Source organism: Pseudomonas sp. 008, assembly GCF_016861935.1.
GTDB lineage: Bacteria > Pseudomonadota > Gammaproteobacteria > Pseudomonadales > Pseudomonadaceae > Aquipseudomonas.
On the sequence record NZ_BOMA01000001.1, the window covers coordinates 106881 to 128547 of the forward strand.

The 21667-nt window shown below is 59.9% G+C and carries 19 protein-coding genes; 9 read left to right on the forward strand and 10 right to left on the reverse strand.

Going from position 1 to position 21667, the window contains the following annotated elements; genetic code table 11:
* The first annotated feature begins 135 nt into the window (after positions 1-135).
* Both JUI81_RS00470 and JUI81_RS00475 read left to right on the forward strand, forming a co-directional pair.
* Positions 136-2193: a carbon starvation CstA family protein gene (locus JUI81_RS00470; protein WP_204123354.1), complete on the forward strand. Its 2058-nt coding sequence runs from the start codon at positions 136-138 to the stop codon at positions 2191-2193.
* A gap of 14 nt (positions 2194-2207) precedes the next feature.
* Complete coding sequence (locus JUI81_RS00475; RefSeq protein ID WP_204123355.1) at positions 2208-2405, forward strand: YbdD/YjiX family protein; 198 nt, start codon at positions 2208-2210, stop codon at positions 2403-2405.
* A 55-nt stretch (positions 2406-2460) separates the two neighbouring features.
* On the opposite strand, the gene JUI81_RS00480 is transcribed toward JUI81_RS00475, so the two are convergent.
* Positions 2461-3303, reverse strand: coding sequence for a type 1 glutamine amidotransferase domain-containing protein (locus JUI81_RS00480; protein WP_204123356.1), 843 nt, complete (start codon positions 3301-3303; stop codon positions 2461-2463).
* 116 nt (positions 3304-3419) lie between these two features.
* On the opposite strand from JUI81_RS00480, the gene JUI81_RS00485 reads away from it, so the two are divergent.
* From JUI81_RS00485 to JUI81_RS00515, 7 genes are all read left to right on the forward strand, one after another.
* On the forward strand, positions 3420-4325 hold the full coding sequence (locus JUI81_RS00485; protein ID WP_019649709.1) for a LysR family transcriptional regulator: 906 nt from the start codon (positions 3420-3422) through the stop codon (positions 4323-4325).
* 36 nt (positions 4326-4361) lie between these two features.
* Positions 4362-4658, forward strand: a complete 297-nt coding sequence (locus JUI81_RS00490) for a hypothetical protein (protein ID WP_204123357.1) — start codon at positions 4362-4364, stop codon at positions 4656-4658.
* Between the two features lie 483 nt (positions 4659-5141).
* The gene (gene dctA / locus JUI81_RS00495) at positions 5142-6461 is read left to right on the forward strand and encodes a C4-dicarboxylate transporter DctA (RefSeq protein ID WP_019649710.1); all 1320 of its coding nucleotides are present in this window, start codon (positions 5142-5144) and stop codon (positions 6459-6461) included.
* 775 nt (positions 6462-7236) lie between these two features.
* Complete coding sequence (locus tag JUI81_RS00500) at positions 7237-8646, forward strand: circularly permuted type 2 ATP-grasp protein (protein ID WP_111453329.1); 1410 nt, start codon at positions 7237-7239, stop codon at positions 8644-8646.
* Positions 8647-8649: 3 nt separating this feature from the next.
* Complete coding sequence (locus tag JUI81_RS00505) at positions 8650-9600, forward strand: alpha-E domain-containing protein (RefSeq protein WP_019578892.1); 951 nt, start codon at positions 8650-8652, stop codon at positions 9598-9600.
* Entirely contained in the window at positions 9597-10394 is a 798-nt protein-coding gene (locus JUI81_RS00510; protein WP_204123358.1) for a transglutaminase family protein, read from the forward strand. Before JUI81_RS00505 ends, JUI81_RS00510 begins: the two co-directional genes overlap by 4 nt.
* A gap of 80 nt (positions 10395-10474) precedes the next feature.
* Positions 10475-11218: a proteasome-type protease gene (locus JUI81_RS00515; RefSeq protein WP_026331643.1), complete on the forward strand. Its 744-nt coding sequence runs from the start codon at positions 10475-10477 to the stop codon at positions 11216-11218.
* A gap of 80 nt (positions 11219-11298) precedes the next feature.
* On the opposite strand, the gene JUI81_RS00520 is transcribed toward JUI81_RS00515, so the two are convergent.
* The 9 genes from JUI81_RS00520 to JUI81_RS00560 form a co-directional block, all read right to left on the reverse strand.
* Complete coding sequence (locus JUI81_RS00520; RefSeq protein WP_204123359.1) at positions 11299-12606, reverse strand: OprD family porin; 1308 nt, start codon at positions 12604-12606, stop codon at positions 11299-11301.
* A gap of 99 nt (positions 12607-12705) precedes the next feature.
* Positions 12706-13278: a PPC domain-containing DNA-binding protein gene (locus JUI81_RS00525; RefSeq protein WP_204123360.1), complete on the reverse strand. Its 573-nt coding sequence runs from the start codon at positions 13276-13278 to the stop codon at positions 12706-12708.
* A gap of 131 nt (positions 13279-13409) precedes the next feature.
* Positions 13410-14987 (reverse strand): aldehyde dehydrogenase (NADP(+)), encoded by a 1578-nt coding sequence (locus tag JUI81_RS00530; RefSeq protein ID WP_204123361.1) that lies wholly within the window; start codon positions 14985-14987, stop codon positions 13410-13412.
* A gap of 30 nt (positions 14988-15017) precedes the next feature.
* The gene (locus tag JUI81_RS00535; RefSeq protein ID WP_204123362.1) at positions 15018-15977 is read right to left on the reverse strand and encodes an amidohydrolase; all 960 of its coding nucleotides are present in this window, start codon (positions 15975-15977) and stop codon (positions 15018-15020) included.
* Positions 15970-16929, reverse strand: a complete 960-nt coding sequence (locus JUI81_RS00540) for an amidohydrolase (protein WP_204123363.1) — start codon at positions 16927-16929, stop codon at positions 15970-15972. Before JUI81_RS00540 ends, JUI81_RS00535 begins: the two co-directional genes overlap by 8 nt.
* Before the next feature lie 15 nt (positions 16930-16944).
* Complete coding sequence (locus JUI81_RS00545; RefSeq protein ID WP_204123364.1) at positions 16945-17403, reverse strand: thioesterase family protein; 459 nt, start codon at positions 17401-17403, stop codon at positions 16945-16947.
* A gap of 40 nt (positions 17404-17443) precedes the next feature.
* Complete coding sequence (locus tag JUI81_RS00550; protein WP_204123365.1) at positions 17444-19342, reverse strand: TRAP transporter large permease subunit; 1899 nt, start codon at positions 19340-19342, stop codon at positions 17444-17446.
* 15 nt (positions 19343-19357) lie between these two features.
* Positions 19358-20401, reverse strand: a complete 1044-nt coding sequence (locus JUI81_RS00555) for a TRAP transporter substrate-binding protein (RefSeq protein ID WP_204123366.1) — start codon at positions 20399-20401, stop codon at positions 19358-19360.
* 56 nt (positions 20402-20457) lie between these two features.
* On the reverse strand, positions 20458-21666 hold the full coding sequence (locus JUI81_RS00560; protein WP_204123367.1) for a CaiB/BaiF CoA-transferase family protein: 1209 nt from the start codon (positions 21664-21666) through the stop codon (positions 20458-20460).
* Position 21667 lies beyond the last annotated feature (1 nt).

Consider the following 21667-nt stretch of genomic DNA (forward strand, 5'->3'; position numbering starts at 1 on the left):
CTACGTAGACGCCACGTACGTAGTAACGCGGATTTATTTGTCGACAGCATGGGGGGATATTGGGCCCGCTCCGCAAAGCGGACACAATTATAATAATTACCGCCGCAGTCACAGACTGTCGGCAGGAGACACGCTATGCCCCGTCTGGCTAAACACCTCGCCTGGTTTGCCGTGGCTGTCTTGGGAGCGTTTGCGCTAAGTGTCGTGGCCCTGCGCCGCGGCGAAGCCATCAACGCCCTCTGGATCGTAGTCGCAGCCGTCGCTATCTATCTTGTCGCATACCGCTACTACAGCCTGTTCATCGCCACCAAGGTGATGCAACTCGACCCCAATCGAGCCACTCCCGCCGTACTCAACAACGATGGTCTGGACTATGTGCCGACCAATAAACACGTACTCTTCGGTCACCACTTCGCAGCCATTGCCGGCGCGGGGCCGCTGGTCGGTCCGGTGTTGGCGGCGCAGATGGGCTACCTGCCCGGTACGCTGTGGCTGATTGCCGGCGTGGTGTTGGCCGGTGCGGTTCAGGACTTCATGGTCCTGTTCATGTCCACCCGCCGCAACGGTCGCTCACTGGGTGACATGGTCCGTGAAGAAATGGGCCGCATTCCCGGGACCATCGCGCTGTTCGGCTGCTTCCTGATCATGATCATCATCCTCGCGGTGCTGGCGCTGATCGTGGTCAAGGCCCTGGCCGAAAGCCCGTGGGGCATCTTCACGGTGATGGCGACCATCCCGATCGCGATGTTCATGGGCGTCTACATGCGCTACATCCGCCCGGGTCGTATCGGTGAAATCTCGGTGATCGGCGTGGCGTTGCTGCTGGGTTCTATCTGGCTGGGCGGGCAGATTGCCGCTGACCCGGTGTGGGCCAAGGCCTTTACCTTCACCGGACTGCAAATTACCTGGATGCTGATCGGCTACGGCTTCGTGGCGGCGGTGTTGCCGGTGTGGTTGATTCTGGCGCCACGTGACTACCTGTCGACCTTCCTCAAAATCGGCACCATCGTCGCACTGGCGATCGGTATTCTGATCACCATGCCCGAGCTGAAAATGCCGGCATTGACCCAGTTCATCGACGGCACCGGGCCGGTGTGGAAGGGTGGGCTGTTCCCGTTCCTGTTCATCACCATCGCTTGTGGCGCGGTCTCGGGTTTCCACGCACTGATTGCTTCCGGCACCACGCCGAAGCTGCTCGCCAGCGAAGGCCATGCCCGTTACATCGGTTACGGCGGCATGCTGATGGAATCCTTCGTGGCGATCATGGCGATGGTGGCCGCTTCGGTGATCGAGCCGGGCGTGTACTTCGCCATGAACAGCCCGGCAGCTCTGGTCGGCGCCGATGCTGTTTCGGTTGCGCAGACAGTCAGCAGCTGGGGCTTTGCCATCACGCCGGAAGCGTTGCAAGCGGTGGCCAAGGACATCGGTGAAACCACCGTCCTGGCCCGTGCCGGCGGTGCGCCGACTCTGGCGGTCGGTATCGCACAGATCCTGCATCACGTGCTGCCGGGTGAAAACACCATGGCGTTCTGGTACCACTTCGCGATCCTGTTTGAAGCGCTGTTCATCCTCACTGCGGTCGATGCCGGTACCCGTGCCGGACGTTTCATGCTGCAGGACTTGCTCGGCTCCTTCGTACCGGCGCTGAAACGCACCGAATCCTGGACCGCCAACCTGATCGCCACCGCCGGTTGCGTGGCGATGTGGGGTTACCTGCTGTACCAAGGCGTGATCGACCCGTTGGGCGGGATCAACACCTTGTGGCCACTGTTCGGTATCTCCAACCAGATGCTGGCCGGTATCGCGCTGATGCTGGCAACCGTTGTGCTGATCAAAATGAAACGCCAACGCTATGTGTGGGTGACCATGCTGCCAGCGGTATGGCTGCTGATCTGCACCACCACTGCAGGCTTCATCAAGCTGTTCGACGCCAACCCGGCGGTCGGCTTCCTGTCGCTGGCGAAGAAGTACAGTGATGCCCTGGCCAACGGTCAGGTGTTGGCTCCGGCCAAGAGCATCGAGCAGATGCAGCACGTGATCTACAACGCCTACACCAACGCGACGCTGACAGTGTTGTTCCTGCTCGTGGTGTTCAGCATCCTGTTCTTTGCGCTTAAAGTCGGCATTGCCGCCTGGGGCACCAAAGAACGTACGGATAAAGAAGCGCCATTCCATGCGCTGCCAGATGCTTGATCGAGGAGGGCAGCATGTTCAATGACCTGAGTCGCCTGGGCAAATACCTCGGTCAGGCCGCGCGCCTGATGGTCGGCATGCCCGACTACGACAACTACGTCGAGCATATGCAAACCGAACACCCGGACAAGCCGGTGATGAGCTACGAGGCGTTCTTTCGGGAGCGTCAGGAAGCTCGTTACGGCGGCAAGGCAGGGCCGAAGTGTTGCTGACCTGACAGCCAGGTTGACCCAGGCCCTGTGGGAGCGAACTCCCACAGGGCCTGTGTTATTTCAGTCGAGCGAGCAATGCCTTGCCGACCTCGATGGCCGAGGCTGGGTTCTGGCCCGTGATCAACTCGCGATCGATGACCACATTAGGCGTCCAGTTCGAAGCATTGCTGCGGTACACCCCACCGGCTTTTTCCAGCGCGGTTTGCGGGTAGAACTTCATGGCGCCACCATTAAGCAGCCCTTTGGCTTCTTCCTCTTCCTTGTTGCTGATAACGGTCATCTTGTAGCCCGCATAAATCCAGTCGGCGCGACCCTTCACCGGCTTCGCGGTCTGGAGTTGGCGGGTGAAGTTTTCGGCGTCAGGCAAGGTCGACAGCAGGGCGATCGGGCCATGGCAGACGAGTGCGGTGGTCTTGCCTTGTCCATGGAAATCCGCCAGCAAGCGACCCAGCGGACGGCTATGAAGCAGATCCTGCATCGGTGCATGGCCACCGGGAATGTAGACCGCGTCGAAATGCGCGTAACCGATCTGTTCTACCCGGGAAAGGCTGATGACCGGTGATTGTTCCGGCAGGGTCAGTTTCAGTTGATCGAGCAAGTCCTTATAGGTCTGAAGCGCTGTCTCATCGTTGTTGAAGTACATTTTGTCGATGGACGTCTTGTCCACCGACGGCGCGTTGCCGTTCGGGGTCGCAAAGGTGACGTGATGGCCAGCGTCGAGCAGCATCTTCACCGGTTGCAAAAGCTCGTTCAGGTAGAAGCCGGTCGCAAAGACTTTGCCGTCCTTCAAATCAAGTTTCGCCGAATCGGAAAGCACCACAAGTACGTTGCCAGCGCTGGCCGCCAGGCTGGTGCTGGCGAGGGCTGTGGCCAATGCAATACGGGTCAGTGTTTTCATGTCGCGTCCAGAAATAATCGGGCGAACGGTTGCCGCCCCTGCCTGGGTACTCTATTGATGTGTGATATGGCGATAAACTACCGTCAATGGAATTCATTTGGACCTGAGAGGCAATAATGCCCCGTAAATTCGACCATCTCGGCGATGTGGAAGCCTTTATTCGTGTGGTGGAGCAGGGCACTGTCAGTGCTGCTGCCGTCGCCCTGGCGACTACGCCTTCGGTGCTCAGCCGTGCGTTGACCAGACTTGAGTCGCGTCTTGGCGTGCAATTGTTGCGACGCACCACCCGCAGGCTCAGCCTGACCGACGCCGGTAAGCTGTACCTGGAACAGACTCGTTTGGCGTTTGCCCAGATTGAAGAGGTGGAGCGCAACATTCGCGGCCAGGAAGGCGAGTTGAGCGGGCGCGTTCGGATGAGCGTGCCGACGACTTACGGGCATCATCGTTTGCCGCCGCTGCTCAGTGCGTTTGCCCGGCAATACCCGGCTGTGCGAGTGGAGTTGAGCATTACCAACCGCAATGTCGACCTGGTCGCCGAAGGTTACGATCTGGCGATTCGCCTGGGGCAGTTGCCGGACAGTGGTCTGGTGGGCCGCAAACTGGAAGATGCTCGACTATGCATGGTCGCGTCTCCCCAGTACCTGGCTCGCGCCGGCATTCCTACGACGCTTGAGAGGTTAGGCGAGCACGTCTGCTTGCCGTTCATCATGCCCAGCAGCGGCAAGATCGGGCCGTGGTTGTTCTGCCTTGACGGGAAAAATATCGAATGGCTACCGCAAGCCAATGTGCAGGTTCTGGATGATGTCCTCGGCATCGTTTCGCTGGCCGAAAGCGGCCTGGGCATCTGCCAGACTTATGACTTCATCGTCCGGGACAGAGTGCAGCGGGGGCAACTGGTGGAAATACTTCCGGAGCTGAGTGGCCGCAGTCGACCCTTCTCGATTATTTACCCGCCTCACCGACAATTATCAGCGGCATCCAGGGCGTTGATTGAGTTCATTCTGGACAACACCTTGGCCTGACGCGTTGACACTCCCGCGCTTCCGGGAGGCTCTGGCGTGCGTTTTGCTTTGCGCTTGAACGTCACCCCCCCTCAGGAGTTCAACGGCATGGATTTGAAACGCTCTACGCAACAACCTTCGAATGTCGCCCACGGCCCGTCGACAGGCGCGCAGCCAACACCATCGTCACATTATCGCTCGCTGACAGAGGGCGAGGTGATTCAGCCAACGGATGTAGCCGGTGACGACCCTCAAGCCTGGACACTTGTGCCCAGCCATTGGGTCAGCCAGGTCCATTGTCTGGCTGTGTACGGTCAGGTACGTCGGCCGACGATCAGCAAGGGCTGTTGCTGACAGCAGCCGGGACACTCGGCTGCAAGCTTTATCCTGATTGAGTCTCGATGATGGATGGGGAGCTCCCCCATCTGCCATCTTTCTTTGCCAGAGCCCTGGCCATGATTTCCATTCTCCCTTTTCAGAGTGTTCGTGCACCTTCCCTCGGCGGCGAGACGAGATTGCGCTGTCTTGATGCGTGAGCATTCACCTGTGCACGATTGCGAGTCCGCATAAAACTGACGTTCCGAACAGCTTTCTTTCTGGTCAGACCTGTAAGACCTTGTTTTGCTATCGGTAAATAATAAATTCATGATTTTTCAAGGGAAGTGGCATGGGGAGTGCTCTGTCCAGATGCATTCTTCAATGATTGCGCAGTGTTCGGCCAACCTGGCATTCGCTTGGGTAGCAGCCGATCGAAGTCGTTGAAGAAAGGGGCAGTCCGCTGATCGACACTGCTGTCGAGCAGTCAGGGACTCGTTTGATTCTTGACGGAGAAGCATCATGAACCACGATTCAGTTGCCGTGAGCGCAGCCAAACCAGCCAAGGCCTGGTACAAATCTCTCTTTGCACAGGTGCTGTGTACCTTGGTGCTGGGCATCGTGCTCGGTGTTCTGGTGCCGGATTTCGCAGTGAAGCTGAAGGTGCTGAGTGACGGCTTTCTCAAGCTGATTGCCATGATCGTTGGCCCTATCGTTTTCTGTGTCGTGGTGCATGGCATCGCCGGTACGGGGGACTTGAAAAGCGTAGGGCGGGTAGGGGGCGTGGCACTGATCTACTTTGAGATCATGACCACCATCGCCCTGGCGCTCGGACTTGTGCTGGCGTTCATCTTTGGGCCGGGGCACGGCATGAACATCGACACTACGACACTGGATGCCGGTGCGATAAGCAGCTATTCGGAGAATGCCCACAAGCTTCAGGGCAGTGGTATCGGCTCGTTCATCCTGAACATCATTCCCACCACCTCAATTGATGCATTGGCGCGAAACGATGTGTTGCAGGTGCTGTTCTTTGCCTTGTTGTTCGGCTCCAGCCTGGCCTTGGTGGGCGGCAAAAGTGCGGAGCGAGTGACCTCGTTCATCGATGACATCTCCAAGGTGCTGTTCAAGGCCATGGGCCTGATCGTGCGCCTGGCACCCTTGGGTGTGCTGGGGGCAGTGGCCTACACCGTTGGCAAGTACGGTGTAGGTTCTATGAAGCAACTGATCTCCTTGGTCGCACTGTTCTACGTATCGATCCTGATCTTCGTGTTCGTGATCCTTGGCGCTGTGTTGCGCTATGCCGGGATCAACGTGTTCAAGTTCATTGCCTACCTGCGCGAGGAGCTGACCATCGTGTTGGCTACAGCGTCCTCGGATTCGGTGCTGCCGCAGATCATGCGCAAGCTGGAAGTGCTGGGCGTGAAAAAGTCAGTGGTGGGGCTGGTGGTGCCGACCGGCTATTCGTTCAACCTCGATGCCTTCTCGATCTACCTGACCCTGGCGGTCGTGTTTATCGCACAAGCTACCAACACGCCGCTGTCGATCGGTGACTTGCTGCTGGTGTTAGGGGTGTCGCTGGTGACCTCCAAGGGGGCCCACGGCGTACCCGGCTCGGCCATCGTGATTCTGGCTGCGACCCTGAGTGCGGTGCCAAGCATTCCGGTGATCGGCCTGGTGCTGGTGCTGTCCATCGACTGGTTCATCGGCATGGCACGCGCGGCGGGTAACCTGATTGGTAATTGTGTTGCCACTGTCGTGGTCGCGGCCAAGGTCGGTGATCTGGATCACGAACAGGCTCAGCGCGTGCTAAACAATCGGCAGGCATTCGAAGTGTCATAAGTGCCTGATGGAAGCGGCTACGCGCCCGTAGCCGCTGTCGTTGCTCAATGACCTTCAGTGGGCGTGGAACATGATTTTGGCGTAGTACGGATGGTAAGGCTCGCTGTCAGGCCGTCCTCTCCAGCATTAAATTTTTGCATCACTACTTGGCACTTTCGCTGCCGGTGTCACCGCTTGGTGCATTTCCATGAGAATTAATAGTGCATCGGCATTAATCGACGCGCCGCGCTGGACGCCTTGTATTACACGGAGAATAAAAACAGTGAGTAGGAATTTCCCGCTTGTAGGGCATAAAACTCAAATCAGTTGCCAAATGCACCATTTTCGTCCGATCCAGAGTTGTGCAAGTTACAAGTGGAAAAATCGGTTCAGTAGTCTTATCGATTTTCGTCTCAAAAATGAAATGATGTGTCGCAATTCAGGCTTGCTGGAGGGTTTTTCCGGTTTTTATCGATCGTAACAATAGTTGGGCACAGCCCTTGCAAAAGTACTTTCAAACCACCGCTAGTGTGGTTTTTCAACGAAAAAAATAATGGGGGAACGTTATAAATGGGGCGCCAGAAATCAAACCGGAAAGGCCAAATCTCTGGCGTCGGGACGCGTCAAGAGATTGCCGAATTCATGCGGAATTTGTTTCCAAATGAGACAGGAAGTTAACGACGCACACTGAGGTGCTCAACAGAAACAGTACTCACTAAAACAACGTAAGGCCTGATTTTATTGAAATAGCGAAGTTATAAGAAAATGCCGTCTGTATCGCGGCAAGGAGTAGGGTATGTCCCGAGCTTTTTTTAACGAAATGTATGATGCGAGTGGTGGCTGCCGCCCACATTACCAGGAGTTCGCACGTTGGTTGGCGGACACACCTCTGGAGTTACTGGATCAACGTCGTCGCGAAGCCGACCTGTTGTTCCACCGAGCCGGCATCACCTTCACCTTATACGGGGACGAGCAGGGCACCGAACGGTTGATTCCGTTCGACATCATTCCGCGCAGCATCAAGGCCAGCGAATGGCAAATGGTCGAGAAGGGCTGCATTCAGCGGGTCCAGGCATTGAACATGTTCCTGGACGACATCTACCACGGGCAACGTATTCTCAAGGAGGGCATCATTCCGGCCGAACAGGTGTTGGCCAACGAGGGTTATCAGGTCGCCATGCAGGGCCTGAATCTGCACCGGGGCATCTACGCCCACATCGCCGGGGTCGATCTGGTCCGCGACGGCGATGGCAGCTACTACGTACTGGAAGACAATCTGCGCACTCCCAGCGGCGTCAGCTACATGCTTGAAGACCGCAAGATGATGATGCGTTTGTTCCCCGAACTCTTCGCCGCCCAGCGTGTGGCGCCCATCGATCACTACCCGAACCTGCTGCTGGACACCCTGAGGAGCTCCAGTCCGCTGGACAATCCCACGACCGTGGTGCTGACCCCGGGCCGCTTCAACAGCGCTTACTTCGAGCATGCGTTCCTGGCCCGTGAAATGGGCGTGGAGCTGGTTGAAGGCGCCGATCTGTTTGTCCGCGACGATCACGTCTATATGCGCACCACCGCAGGCCCCAGACAGGTGGACGTCATTTACCGCCGTCTCGACGATGCGTATCTCGATCCTCTGTCGTTCAACCCGGACTCCATGCTTGGCGTGCCCGGCCTGATTGCCGCTTACCGCTCAGGCAACGTGGTGCTGGCGAACGCCGTTGGCACCGGCGTGGCCGATGACAAGTCGATCTATCCCTACGTCGGCGACATGATCCGCTTCTACCTTGCCGAGGAACCGATCCTCAAAAACGTGCCTACCTGGCAATGCCGCAAACCGGAAGAGTTGTCCCATGTGTTGGCGAATCTGCCTGAGCTGGTGGTCAAGGAAACCCAGGGTTCCGGTGGCTACGGCATGCTGGTCGGCCCGGCGGCCACGGCGGCGGAAATCGAAGACTTCCGCGCGCGCCTCAAGGCACGCCCCGAAGCTTATATCGCCCAACCAACCCTGTGCCTGTCAACGTGCCCGACCTTTGTCGAAAACGGCATCGCCCCACGCCACATTGACCTGCGCCCGTTTGTGCTGTCGGGTAGAGAAACCCGTCTGGTGCCCGGTGGCCTGACCCGCGTCGCATTGCGCGAAGGCTCGCTGGTGGTGAACTCGTCTCAGGGCGGCGGCACCAAAGACACTTGGGTAGTGGAGGACTAAGACATGCTTTCAAGAACCGCTTCGGACCTCTACTGGATGTCCCGTTACCTGGAGCGCGCCGAAAACCTGGCGCGCATGCTCGAAGTCAGTTACTCGTTGTCGTTGATGCCTCAGGCGGGGCGCACCGATGGCCGCGCCGAGCTGGCAATGTCGCTGTTGGCCGCCGGCACGCTGGACGATTACAACGAGCGTTATGGTGAGCTCAACACCGAACGCATGTTGCACTTCTTCGCGCTGGATGAAACCAACCCCGGGAGTATCTATTGCTGTTTGCAAGCCGCGCGGGCCAATGCTCATGCCGTGCGCGGACGCATCACCGCCGATATGTGGGAGAACATCAACGCCACGTGGCTGGAGATGCGCAACATCGCCAGCAATGGTCTGGCGCGCTATGGCATCAGCCATTTCTGCGAGTGGGTCAAGGAGCGTTCGCACCTGTTCCGCGGTGCGACCTCGGGCACCATCATGCGCAACGATGCCTACTGCTTCATTCGCCTGGGGACTTTCCTTGAGCGGGCAGACAACACGCTGCGCCTGCTGGATGCACGCTACGAAATGTTCGGCGAGGAGTCGGAGGAGGTGAGTGACAACTCCGCGCGCGGCTACTACCAGTGGAGTGCCTTGCTGCGGGCCTTGTCGTCCTTCGAGGCGTTCAACGAGATCTACCGCAATGCGCCGGGCGCCGAGCAGGTCTCCGAGATGCTGTTGTTGCGCAGCGACGTCCCGCGTTCGTTACACGCCTGTATCGAGGAACTGGACCATATCCTCGCCAGCCTGCCGGGCAGCAACGGGCGGGCCGCCCAGCGGTTGGCAGCCGAGTTGAATGCTCGGCTGCGCTACACCGGTATCGACGAGATTCTCGGCTTCGGTCTGCACCTCTGGCTGACTGACTTCATCTCCCAGGTTCGCCATCTCGGCCAGACCGTTCACGAGTCCTATCTGGAGGCCGTATGAAACTGTCCATACGTCACGACACCACCTACAGCTACGCCGATGAAGTCTGCACCAGCATTCAGTTCCTGCGTCTGACGCCGCAGAACAGCGAACGCCAGCGCATCCTGGAATGGCACCTGGAACTGCCGCGCCTGGTGCGCAGCCAGTTCGATCCGTACGGCAACATCCTGCATGTGTTGACGATGGACGAACCCCATGGGGCCTTGGTACTGACAGCTTATGGTCAGGTGGATATCGACTCGGACCGTGAGCTGGAGCGCGACAGCCAATCGCCTTTGCCGTTTTTGCGCACCAGTAAGTTGACGATTGCGGACGATGCCCTGAATGCCTTCGCCGTGCAGCACTGCGGCATACGGCGTGATCGAACGGCGCTGACCGACCTGATGCACGGCCTGGCCGAGCATATGGTCTACAACCCGGGTGCAACCACCGTGGACACCACGGCCGCCGAGGCGTTTGCGGGTGGAGGCGGGGTCTGTCAGGACCACACCCACGCTTTCCTGGCCTGTGCCCGCAGCCTGGGGATTCCTGCGCGTTACGTCTCCGGTTATCTGTGCACCGAAGATGAAAACCACCTGGCCAGTCATGCCTGGGCCGAAGCCTGGCTCGACGATGGCTGGTACAGCTTCGACGTTACCAACCGACTGACCCGGCCCGAACGCCATCTGAAACTGGCGGTGGGCCTGGACTACCTCGACGCCTGCCCGGTACGTGGCATGCGTCGTGGTGGCGGGGCCGAGTCGATGCTGGCGCGGGTACAAGTAACGTCGCTGTTTCAGGTTCAGCACCAATAAGCCTGAAACGTTCACCGTAATTGGCCATGCCGTCGGGGAGACGGTATGGCCTTTCATCCAGAATTCACGAGTAAGCGCAAATGACTTATTGCGTCGCTATGCACCTGGCCGACGGGATGGTGTTCATCTCCGACTCACGGACCAATGCCGGTATCGACCAGATTTCAACGTTTCGTAAGTTGTTTATTTTCAGCACGCCGGGCGAGCGGCTGATCGTGTTGCAAACGGCGGGCAATCTGGCCACCTCGCAATCGGTGGTGAACTTGCTCAAGCAGCGTTGCAGCGGGCCTGGCCCGCACCTGTTGAATGTCCGCACACTCTATGACGCCACTGTGCTGGTGGCGGAAACCGTTCGCGAAGTCGTCGCCCGGGACCGTACCAAGTTGGCCGGCAAGACCGACTTGAGTTGCTCTTTCCTGGTGGGTGGGCAGATCGCGGAGGGGGCGATGGATGTGTACAGCATTTACCCGCAAGGCAACTTCATTCAGGCGACGGAGGACACGCCTTTCCTGCAATTGGGTGAAAGCAAGTACGGCAGGCCGATACTCGATCGCAACCTCACGTACCGCACATCACTCGAAGAGGGCCTGCGCTGCGGGCTGATCTCGTTCGACTCGACCATGCGCAGCAACCTGTCGGTGGGTATGCCGCTGGACCTGCTGGTGTTCAGAAAAGACAGCTTTGGTGGTGCAAAAAGTTATCGCATCACGGCCGACGACCCGTATTTCATGCGTATCCGCATGCAATGGGCCGCCGGACTGCAGGACATGCTTGCCGCACTGCCGGCGCCGCCTGACGCTTACATGTCGGGGGGCTGCCAATAAAGCGCTGACTCTGCGTCAGCGCTGAAGTGAAGCGGCCGGGCCAGCGTTTACCAAGTGCGCGATATCGTGATGTCGATTGGCTAAAGCAGCGGAATGCTGTAGCTCACGATCAAGCGATTCTGGTCCTGGTCACGCGCCGCCTCGCTGTTGGACTTGCCGTTGCGCCATCCAAATCCGACACCTTTAAGCGTGCCGGACTGAATCACATAGTCCAGGGCAATGTCGCGCTCCCATTCCTTCTGGGAATCGCCAGAGGTCGTCTTGATATCGTCCCCGCTGAGGTACATGACGGACGCTTTCAGCCCGGGCACGCCCATGGCGGCAAAGTCATAGGCGTATTGACCGAAGGCGGTGCGTTCGCCTGCACGGGTGAAGGTTTGAATCAGACGGTCGGTGTACAGATAAAGACTGCTGCCGCCGGCACCCTTGTCGGCCAGGCTGCCCTGATTGAGCTGGGTGAAGTTGCTGCCACTCGAAACGCTTTGATAGCCAGCGGTGATGCCATGGCCACCCACGGTGTAGATCAGCGCGGCGCTCCAGGTTCGATTGTCGATCTCGCCATCATTGCCTTGGGTGAAGCCGCTGATTCTGTAGCCCGAGGTGCCCGAGCTGTTTTTACCGGATGAATCGGTCTTGAAGTAGCGCAAATCGGTTTTCAGCGACTGTCCTTCCGCGATCGCCAGTGTGTGGGTCAAGCCGAAAAACTGCTGGGTGTAGTAGTCGTCCAGGTGGGCGTAGTAATACTGGGCGGTCAAGTCCTTGGTGATTTTCCAGTCGCCGCCGGCGAAGTCGAACGCATTGCTTTCACGGGTGCCGCCGGTGGCGGCCAAGCCCGTCTGATCGGTTGAGCCGCGACCGGTGGCGTGTTCGATTCGCCCTCCGGTGAAGGTTAAATCCTTGAACTCGCCGGAGGTGATCTGGCCACCTTCAAAGGTCTGCGGCAGCAGGCGACCGTCGTTGGCCACCAGGATCGGCAACTTCGGCATCAGCGTGCCCAGGCGCAGTTCGGTTTTCGAGACCTTGACCTTGCCGGTCAACCCCAGCCGGCTCCACTCATCGACGGCGCTGTTGTCACTGTCCGAAGGAATCATCGAGCTGCCGACGTGCCGTCCTTTGCTGCTGTCCAGCGTAACCCCCATCAACCCCAGTGCATCGACGCCAAAACCGACCGTGCCATCGGTGTAGCCCGACTTGTAATCGAGCATGAATCCCTGTGCCCACTCTTCGGTTTTAGATGGTGCGGCCGCGCCGTCGCGGTTGTCATTGTTGAAGTAGAAGTTTCTCAGTCCCAGGGTGGCTTTGCTGTCACTCAGGAAATCGGCGTGAGCCTGGGTGCTCAGCGCAATGGCGCCCAGTGCAAAGGTTATCGCCGTGGTTTTATTGCTCATCGAAATCGCCCTTTTTTTGTAGTTTGAGTAGGGGAGAGTGGCTCCCGCCGTCGCGGATGCCGGCAAGGCAAGCGGCCTGCGGGAGCCTGACGCTTTGAGTTAAATGCCCAGCACGTTGGCGCCGATGCACGGGTCAATGCCGCGTTCCAGGCGACGCTGATGGACGATCACGGTGATTTCCATCGAGCCGGTGGTGACCTCGAAGTCGAGGATGTGGCCGCCGTACGCCTGGAACGTGGCGTCACCGGCGACGCCGTGCATATGGATCGAAGGTTGATCGTTCTTCCACGCCACGGAGCCGGTGATGCTCGCCATCTCGACACTGTTCAAGGTCTTGGCGTCGAAGTCTTTTTTGTCCTTGTTCCAGAAACCGAACTTCACATTGCCAAAGCCGATGCCGGTGATGGAGGCGCTGGGGATCTTTTCGGCGATGGCCAGCTTGGTCAGTTCCTTGAAGGCGTTGTCGCCCATGCGCAGGACCATGAGGTATCCGGTGGGGGTCTTGGTGTAACGCGGTGTCGCTTCAGTGGCACATTGCATGGGGGCTGTCGTCGCGGCTGGAGTGGTTTCGGCAGCGGCCAGTTGAATGCCTGCGGTGTTGATCATCACGGCGGCGGCCACGGCCAGCATCAATTTGCAAACGCGGTGTTTCGGGTGAAGTTGAACGTGCATGAGGCTTCCTCTGTTTTTGTTGTTGTGTGGGTGTAGCGGTTTTCGGGGCGAGCGAATCCGACGCCTGTTGTTCGACAGGCGCGGGAGTTATGGCTAGCGGTGGGTGTTAGTTGAAACCGGGTTGTTGCGACTTACAGCGCATCGCGACGGCTGACACCGTCAACCAGTCGAGCGATGCTCAGCGGGTTGGCATTCTTTAGTGCGTCCGGCAATAAACTGTCGGGGCAATTCTGATAACACACGGGGCGCAGGAAGCGATCGATCGCCAATGTGCCGACCGACGTGCCGCGCGAATCCGATGTGGCCGGGTAGGGGCCGCCATGCACCATGGCATCGCAGACTTCCACACCGGTCGGATAACCGTTGAACAGCACACGTCCGACTTTCTGTTCCAGCAGCGGCAGAATGTCGCCCAGGGTCGTGGTGTCCGAGTCTTCGACCATCAGCGTCGCGGTCAGCTGGCCGCGCAAACCGTGCAGGGCCTGGAGCAATTGCGTGTGATCGGCGACTTCGACGACTAGGGTGGTCGGGCCAAAGACTTCTTCCTGAAGCAACTCATCACCGTCGATCAACAGGCTGACGTCGGCCTTGAACACTTGCGGCTGCGCCTGATTGCCCTGTTGCGCGGCGCCGGCCAGGTGCGTGATGCCGGGGTGAGCACGCAGGTTGTCCAAACCGTGGCAATAGCTTTTCAAGGCGCCGGTGTTGAGCATGGTTTGCGCCGGTTGTTCACTCATCAAAGCGGTAAAACGTTCGAGAAAAGCGCTGAACTCGGGCGAGCGAATGCCCAGCACCAGACCGGGATTGGTGCAGAACTGACCCGCGCCCAGCACCACGGAAGCGCTCAGCTCGGCCGCGATCTTGTCACCGCGAACCTTGAGGGCGTCGGGCATCAACACGACCGGGTTGATGCTGCTCATTTCGGCGAACACCGGGATCGGTTGCGGACGTGCCGCCGCCATGTCACACAAGGCCCGGCCACCGCGCAACGAACCGGTGAAACCGACCGCCTGGATTGCCGGATGCTTGACCAGTAACTCACCGACGCTGCCGTACAGCAGGCTGAAGACGCCATCGGGCATGCCGGTTTTTTTCGCGGCACGGGTGATCGCATCGGCAACATAATCGGCGGTTGCCATGTGACCGCTGTGGGCCTTGAACACCACCGGGCAACCTGCCGCGAGGGCCGAGGCGGTGTCGCCGCCCGCGGTCGAGAAGGCCAGCGGGAAGTTGCTGGCGCCAAACACCGCGACCGGACCGAGCCCGGTGCGGTACTGGCGCAAGTCTGGGCGCGGCAACGGTTGGCGGTCCGGCAGCGCACGGTCGATGCGGGCTCCGTAGAAATCGCCGCGGCGCAGCATCGTGGCGAACAGGCGCATCTGGCCACTGGTGCGGGCTCGCTCACCTTGAATACGCCCAGCGGGCAGGGCGGTTTCCTGGCACACCAGGGCAATGAATGTGCCGTCCAGCGCCTCAAGCTCGGTGGCAATCGCGTCCAGGAACTGAGCGCGTCGTGCGGACGACAGCTGACGAAATGCCGAGTAAGTCGTGGCCGCTGCTTCTGCGGCCGCGTTCACTTCTTCCACGGTCGCCTGATGGAAACGATACGGCAGTGCTTCGCCGGTACGCGCGTCGTGGCTTTGTAGGGTGGTCGAACCTTGTGCCGAACGAGCGCCGGCAATGTAGTTGTGGCCTGAAACTTCAAACATGGGAACTCCTGAAGGGCTGTTCAATGAGGGTCAGGTAAGCCGGTAAATGCGCCGGGCGTTGTCATGAAACAAAGCGAGCCGATCGGTGAGGGAGCGGTCTCTGGTGATCGTTTTGAAGCCGTCGAAGATCTCGCTCATGCCGTTGACGACGCCGTCCACCGGGTAATTGCTGGCAAACGCGCAGCGACTGACATCGAATATCGAAATCGCATCGTTCACGACGACCCGGTTCGCCTCCACGGGCCACGCCTTGCCGGGCATGCAAATGCCGGAAATCTTCAGTGCGACGTTCGGCTCCCGTGCCAGCAACTCAAGGTTTTTGCGCCAGCCGGCCAACCCTTGTTCCGAACGATCCGCCGGCAGTGCTGTGTGATTGACCACGATGGTCACGTCCGGGAAGTCCCTGGCCAGCTCGGCAGCTTCCGCCAGATGCCACCAGGGCGCCTGCAACTCGAAATGCAGGCGGTGTTCGGCCAGTTGGGCGTAACCCTCGCGCCACCGGGGATCGCGCATGGAGCCTGGCGCGACGAAATCTTCGCGCCAGGCCTCAAGGCTGGTCACCGCCGGTTTGTGGCGCACACCACGCACCAACGGATGGTCGCCGTATTGACGCAAGAGGTCCGAGGCGTCTTCACGATCCAGCCAGGCCTGCGCGACCATCGCCGCCAGGGTGGGTTCGTTGTGTGCCAGCGATTCGACAAAAGTCACCTCGTCGGCGGGCGTCGCAGGGTCCCATTCACCCTCGATGACGACGGTCTGCACGATGCGATGGGGGCCGCTCAGCCGGCGATAGTCCTGGGGCAGAAAGTTGCGGCAGATCGATGAGTAATCGCCGTAGCGAAAGGGCCGCAACGGTCGGTCGTTCAGCCACGGGTAGTAATGCTGTTCGATATCGAAGTAATGCTGGTGCGCATCGACGATGGGCAAGTCCGCGTCCTCGCCGCTGGCCAGAAAGCGCGCACGCCAGTCGATCACCGATGGCTTATCCATGCGGTTGCTCCAGACGATAAAAGCGTCGTGCATTGCCGGCGAACACCGCTTCTTGCACGGCACGGCCAAAGGGCGCGAGCATCGCGGCCATGCCGTCGGCAATCGTGTCGTAGGAGGCGCGCAATCCGGCGACCGGGAAATTGCTGGCGAACATGCAGCGTTCTGGACCGAAGATCTCCAGGGCGGTCAGCACCACGATCCGGTTGTCGTCGTAATGCCAGGGCGAGTCTTTGAGCCCGAACTCCGACAGCTTGATATGCACGTTGGGCTGCAAGGCCAGGGCTTCCAGGCCCTTGCGCCAGCGGGCCATGCCTTGCGGGCTGCGATCCCAGGCGAAGCCGGTGTGATTGAGGGCGATGCGGATCTGCGGAAACATCGCTGCCACTTCAGCGGCCTCGACCAGGTGCCACGGCGGCACGCGCAAATCCCACGACAGATCGTGATCAGCCAGGCGCGCAAAGCCTTCCAGCCATTCCGGGTCTTGCATGGTGCCCTTGGCGCCGGCAATCGACACCTCGGGCGAGGTCGACGTGACGGGTTTGGAGCGTATGCCTTTGACCAGCGGCCTGGCGGCCTGGGCGGCGAGAATCTGCGCGCTGTCTTCACGGTCGAACCAGGCGTGGGCCACGATGGCATTCGGGAAGCCGTAACGGGCATTCACCTGTTCCAGCCAGCGTGTCTCGGCCACCTGCTCATCACGGGCTCGTTCTGCTTCGACATGCACCGTGCCCACCAACCGTTGTCTTACGGTCAGGGCAAGAAAGTCTTCCGGCAAAAAATCACGGCAAAGGCTGCGATAGTCACCGAGGAAAAAATCCTCGTGATATTCGTCTTGCAGCCACGGATAGCGTCCGTTGCCGAGATCCCACAAGTGGTGATGGGCATCGACAATCGGCAGCGCATCCTCGGCCGCAAGGTCAGGCAGGCCGTTGCGTTCGTGTAGCGTGATCATGACGTGGGCCCTTGTTCAGCGCGACGCGGCGAATTGGGAAGGGCTGAGCACACCGTCTTCGACTTCACCGGCGGCAGCCGCTTCGGCCTTGGCCAGGACGCGGCTGCGCAGTTTGGCAACGTTCACCACCACCCGGGTATGAGCCGCCGTGGCGACCAGTTCGACGTCATCGCGAACCTCGACGTTGAACGTGACGCTGCGCCCCTCGATGCGGGTGACCGTGGCGACGATACTGACGGACATGCCCAACAGCGTCGCGCCAACGTGGCGGATATCGACCGCCGCCCCCACCGTGTTTTCGCCCTCATCGAGAAAGGTCAGCAGGTAGTCCAGGCATGTCTGTTCGATGTCGTCCACCAGGCGAGGTGTGGCATAGATGCGCAAGTCTTCGCCCAGAAACGAGATGGTCCGTTCCCTGTCGACGATCAGTTTACGTTCGGTGGCGGTGCCTGCTTGGAGCGTGGAAAAATTCATGAGAAGCCTCGTGTTTGAGTGCTGACAGTCAAAAAGTGATTCAGGCGTTGGGCAGGAAACCGATAGAGATCCACGGCACGGCGATCAGCACCCCGAGGGCGACGACGAGCGCGCCCAGATACGGCCAGACGCGACGCATGGCGCCACTGGGGTCGACCTTGGCGATGGCGCAAGCGGCATAGAAACCCACACCAAACGGTGGTGCGAACAAGCCCAGGCCCATGGCGAAGATCGCGACCATCGCGTAGTGCACGTCATTGATGCCCATGGCCTTGGCAATCGGAAACAGCAGCGGGCCAAACAGCACGATGGCCGGGATGCCTTCCAGAAAACTGCCCAAGAGGATGAACGCCACGGCGGAGATGATCAGGAACCCCAATGCGCCACCCGGCACTGTCGACATCACTTGCGCCAATTGGTGGGAGAAGCCTGACTGGGTCAACGCCCAGGCCATCGCGGTCGCGCTGCCGATGATGATCAGGATCGCCCCGGACAGCGACGCGGTGCTGACCAGGATCGGGTACAGCCGACGCCAGTCAAAGCAGCGGTAGCACAGCAACCCGACGATGAAGGTGTAAGCCACGCCGATGGCGGCGACTTCGGTGGCGGTGGCCACCCCTTCGACCACGGCGGTGCGAATCACGAAGGGCAGGGCCAGGGCCGGTAACGCGACCAGCAGCGAATGCCCGATTTCCTTGCCCGAGGCGCGTGTGCCAGTGGAGGCTTCGCCTTTGCGGTTTTTCCACCAGATCACCGCCGCCATCGCGATGGCGCCCACCACCGCCGGCATGAAACCACCGGTGAACAGGGCCGAAATCGATACACCGGTCACCGAACCGATGGTGATCAGCACCAGGCTCGGCGGAATGGTTTCCGACATCGCCCCGGAGGCATTGAGCATCGCGACCAGTTCGTTCTCATCCTCGCCACGTTTCTTCATTTCCGGGAACAGCGCCGGGGCGATGGCCGCCATGTCGGCAGCCTTGGAGCCGGAAATGCCCGAGATCAGGTAGATGGCGCCGATCAGCACATAAGACAGGCCGCCACGCACATGGCCAATCAGTGAGCAGAGAAAGTGAATCATCGCGCGGGCCATGCCCATCGCTTCGATCAACGCACCCAAAAACACAAACAACGGGATGGCCAGCAAGATCAAACTCGCCATGCCTTCGTCCATCCGCCCGACGACCAGGGTCAGCGGCGTGCTGGTCATGGTCGACAGGTACGCCACGGTCGCCAGGCCGAATGCGACCATGATCGGCACGCCGATGACGATCATGGCCATGACGCCGATCATGAAGAAGACCACCAGGTTCCAGTTGCCCATCAGCAGCAGGGGGCCTTCAGCTACCCACAACAACCCGGCCAGCGAGGCCAGCATCGCCACCGATACTGAAAAATCGATCAGCCGCGCACGGGTCAACAGTCGTGCGACACAGGTCATCAGCATCAGGCTCAGACCGACCGCAATGGCCGATACGCGAAAGGCGTTGGGGATTTCCAGGGCCGCAGTGGTGATGATCCACTCGTCGCTGACGTATTCCCAGGCCGGCGTGAACAGCAACCCGATGAACGTGATAACGATCACCGCACCCAAGGTGTCGACAAAGGCGCGCTTCTCAAGCGGCAAACGCCCGATGAACGACGTCAGCCGCATGTGCTCGCCTCGACGCATCGCCACCACAGAGCCGAGCATCGCCAGCCAGAGAAACAGCAGCGAGGCCAGTTCATCGCCCCAGACAATGGGTTGATTGAGCACGTAGCGCGAGAACACATTGCAAAACAGCAGCGTGACTTCGATCACCACCAGCAACGCCGCGCTGCCTTCAGTCAGCCAGCGCAGCCCGGTGTCGAGGGCGCGGCCGAGACGAAATGTGGCCTGGTGTGGGCTGAGTCCTTCAGCGGGAGAAACATCCGTCATTGGTAGTTCGCTTTTCATGACTTTGTCTCCGGCTTAGGACAGTTGACCCGCGTACTGCTCGAGCAAGCTCCAGGCTTCGGGGCCGTACTTCTCCTTCCATTGGGTGTAGAAACCTTTGGATTGCAGGTCAGCCCGGAACAATGAACGGTCGACTTTGTTGAAGGTGATGCCGTGGGCGGTCAGGGACGGCTCTAGGCTGGAGTTGAGGTCGATCACCTGCTGACGCTGCACCAGGGCGGCGGCGTTGATTTGCCGGGAGACGATTTCCTGCACATCGGCGGGCAGTTTCGGAAAGGTCTTGCCCGAGGCGACGATCCAGAAACCACCCCAGATGTGGTCGGTCATCGAGCAGTATTTCTGCACTTCATAGAAGCGCGCGGACTCGACCACCACCAACGGGTTTTCCTGGCCGTCGACGACTTTGGTCTGCAACGCCGAGTAGGTTTCGTTGATGCTGATGCCGGTCGGGGAGGCGCCGAGGGCGCTGAACATCGAGGTCCACAACGGGCTGACCAACACACGCAGCTTGAAACCGGCGAGGTCTTGCGGGGTGTTGATCGGCCGCGTCGAACTGGTGATCTGACGGAAGCCGTTGTTCCAGACTTTCTCCATCGGGATCAGGCCGACTTTCTCGGTCTTGGCCCGTACGTGCTCGCCCAGCTTGCCGTCAAGCGCGGCCCAGACACTGTCGTAGTCCTTGAACGCGAACGGCATGCTTTCAATCGACATGGCCGGCACCAGCGTGGAGAGGATCGCGCCTGGCAGGGGAATGAAATCGATGGCGCCGGCGCGCACCTGAGACAGCATGTCGGTGTCGCCGCCCATGGCGCCGTTGGCGTACACCTGCAGGTCCACGGCGCCGTTGGTTTCGGCCTTGATGGCTTCGGACGCGGCCTTCATTTGTTTGTTCAACGGATGGGTGTCGGGCAGGCTGCTGGTGTAGCGCAATACAATGGGTTTGGTGGCGGCGAAGACAGTGGAGGGCAGCAGGTTGGCGGCGAATGCACCGCCCACGGTGATGCCGGCAGACACTAGAAATGATCGGCGGCTGACGGCCTCGGTCAAGATACGGCTCATGATGTTCACCTTCTTGTTCTTGTTTTAATAATCGGATTCAGGCTTCAGGAAGCCGCTCAGGACGCCAGAGCGACCACCGCCTGGGTTCGAATCAGTTCGTCGATTTCATCCTCCGCGAAGCCGCTTTCCTTCAGCACTTCGCGGGTGTGTTCGCCCAGCAGTGGAGCGGGGCGGCTGGACGGCGGCGCGGCGTTGTCCATGTCGGAGAAGTGAATCGGCAGGCCTACGCCGCGCACCCGGCCTTCGGTGGGGTGTTCGGTTTCGACGACCATGCCGCGCGCCTTGGTTTGTGGGTGGGCGAGCGCAGCGGCGATGTCGAGGACAGGCCCGGCAGGCAAGCCGAGGTTGTCGAACAGCACCATCCATTCATCCGTGGTACGCGCGACCAGCACTTCGTTGAGAATTTCCACCAGGGCCAGGCGATGTTCCATGCGCAATGCATTGCTGGCGAAGCGTGGATCGGCTTTGAGTTGCGGGACGGCCAGGGCCTCGACCAGTCGTTCATAGTTGGCCTGGTTGGCCGCGCCAATGTTGATCCAGCCGTCGGCGGTACGGAACACCTGGTACGGCGCACTGGTGGAGTTGGCCGAACCCATTTTCGGCAGGATGGTGCCATCGGCGAAGTACGCCGCCGCCGGCCAGTACATCTGTTGCAGGCCGGCTTCGAACAGCGAAGTGTCGACCATTTGCCCGAGGCCGGTTTTCTGTTTGGCGGCGTAAGCGGCACAGATGCCGAGGGCGGCAAGAATGCCGGAGTTGATGTCGGCCACCGGCGAACCGGCCTTGACCGGTTCACGCCCGGCTTCACCGGTCATGCTCATCATGCCGCTCATGCCTTGGGCGATCAGGTCGAAACCGCCTTTCTCACCGAACGGTCCGCTACGCCCGTAGCCGGAGATCGCGCAGTAGATCAGCCCGGGGTTGAGGGTTTTCAAGGTGTCGTAACCGAGGCCGAACTTTTCCATGGTGCCGGCACGGTAGTTTTCCGTGACCACATCGGCATCCATCAGCAGGCGACGCAACACGTCGCGCCCGCCTTCGGTTTTCAGGTTCAGGCCAATACCGCGCTTGTTGCGGTTGACCACCATGAACGAAGCGGATTCGCCACTGGCCATGATCGGCGAGAAGCGGCGCGAGTCGTCACCGCCAGGGACTTTCTCGACCTTCACCACGTCGGCGCCCATGTCGGCCAGCATCATGCCGCACACCGGGCCGGACATGATGTGAGCCAGTTCTACCACGCGCATTCCTGTCAGCGGTCCCATG

What these genes read in the sequence shown, in the direction of transcription:
- JUI81_RS00560 (WP_204123367.1), bottom strand. Translation starts at nt 21,666, where the DNA reads ATGGGACCGCTGACAGGAATGCGCGTGGTAGAACTGGCTCACATCATG.
- JUI81_RS00485 (WP_019649709.1), top strand. Translation starts at nt 3,420, where the DNA reads ATGCCCCGTAAATTCGACCATCTCGGCGATGTGGAAGCCTTTATTCGT.
- JUI81_RS00520 (WP_204123359.1), bottom strand. Translation starts at nt 12,606, where the DNA reads ATGAGCAATAAAACCACGGCGATAACCTTTGCACTGGGCGCCATTGCG.
- dctA (WP_019649710.1), top strand. Translation starts at nt 5,142, where the DNA reads ATGAACCACGATTCAGTTGCCGTGAGCGCAGCCAAACCAGCCAAGGCC.
- JUI81_RS00515 (WP_026331643.1), top strand. Translation starts at nt 10,475, where the DNA reads ATGACTTATTGCGTCGCTATGCACCTGGCCGACGGGATGGTGTTCATC.
- JUI81_RS00480 (WP_204123356.1), bottom strand. Translation starts at nt 3,303, where the DNA reads ATGAAAACACTGACCCGTATTGCATTGGCCACAGCCCTCGCCAGCACC.
- JUI81_RS00545 (WP_204123364.1), bottom strand. Translation starts at nt 17,403, where the DNA reads ATGAATTTTTCCACGCTCCAAGCAGGCACCGCCACCGAACGTAAACTG.
- JUI81_RS00510 (WP_204123358.1), top strand. Translation starts at nt 9,597, where the DNA reads ATGAAACTGTCCATACGTCACGACACCACCTACAGCTACGCCGATGAA.
- JUI81_RS00555 (WP_204123366.1), bottom strand. Translation starts at nt 20,401, where the DNA reads ATGAGCCGTATCTTGACCGAGGCCGTCAGCCGCCGATCATTTCTAGTG.
- JUI81_RS00535 (WP_204123362.1), bottom strand. Translation starts at nt 15,977, where the DNA reads ATGGATAAGCCATCGGTGATCGACTGGCGTGCGCGCTTTCTGGCCAGC.
- JUI81_RS00505 (WP_019578892.1), top strand. Translation starts at nt 8,650, where the DNA reads ATGCTTTCAAGAACCGCTTCGGACCTCTACTGGATGTCCCGTTACCTG.
- JUI81_RS00550 (WP_204123365.1), bottom strand. Translation starts at nt 19,342, where the DNA reads ATGAAAAGCGAACTACCAATGACGGATGTTTCTCCCGCTGAAGGACTC.
- JUI81_RS00525 (WP_204123360.1), bottom strand. Translation starts at nt 13,278, where the DNA reads ATGCACGTTCAACTTCACCCGAAACACCGCGTTTGCAAATTGATGCTG.
- JUI81_RS00530 (WP_204123361.1), bottom strand. Translation starts at nt 14,987, where the DNA reads ATGTTTGAAGTTTCAGGCCACAACTACATTGCCGGCGCTCGTTCGGCA.
- JUI81_RS00475 (WP_204123355.1), top strand. Translation starts at nt 2,208, where the DNA reads ATGTTCAATGACCTGAGTCGCCTGGGCAAATACCTCGGTCAGGCCGCG.
- JUI81_RS00470 (WP_204123354.1), top strand. Translation starts at nt 136, where the DNA reads ATGCCCCGTCTGGCTAAACACCTCGCCTGGTTTGCCGTGGCTGTCTTG.
- JUI81_RS00540 (WP_204123363.1), bottom strand. Translation starts at nt 16,929, where the DNA reads ATGATCACGCTACACGAACGCAACGGCCTGCCTGACCTTGCGGCCGAG.
- JUI81_RS00500 (WP_111453329.1), top strand. Translation starts at nt 7,237, where the DNA reads ATGTCCCGAGCTTTTTTTAACGAAATGTATGATGCGAGTGGTGGCTGC.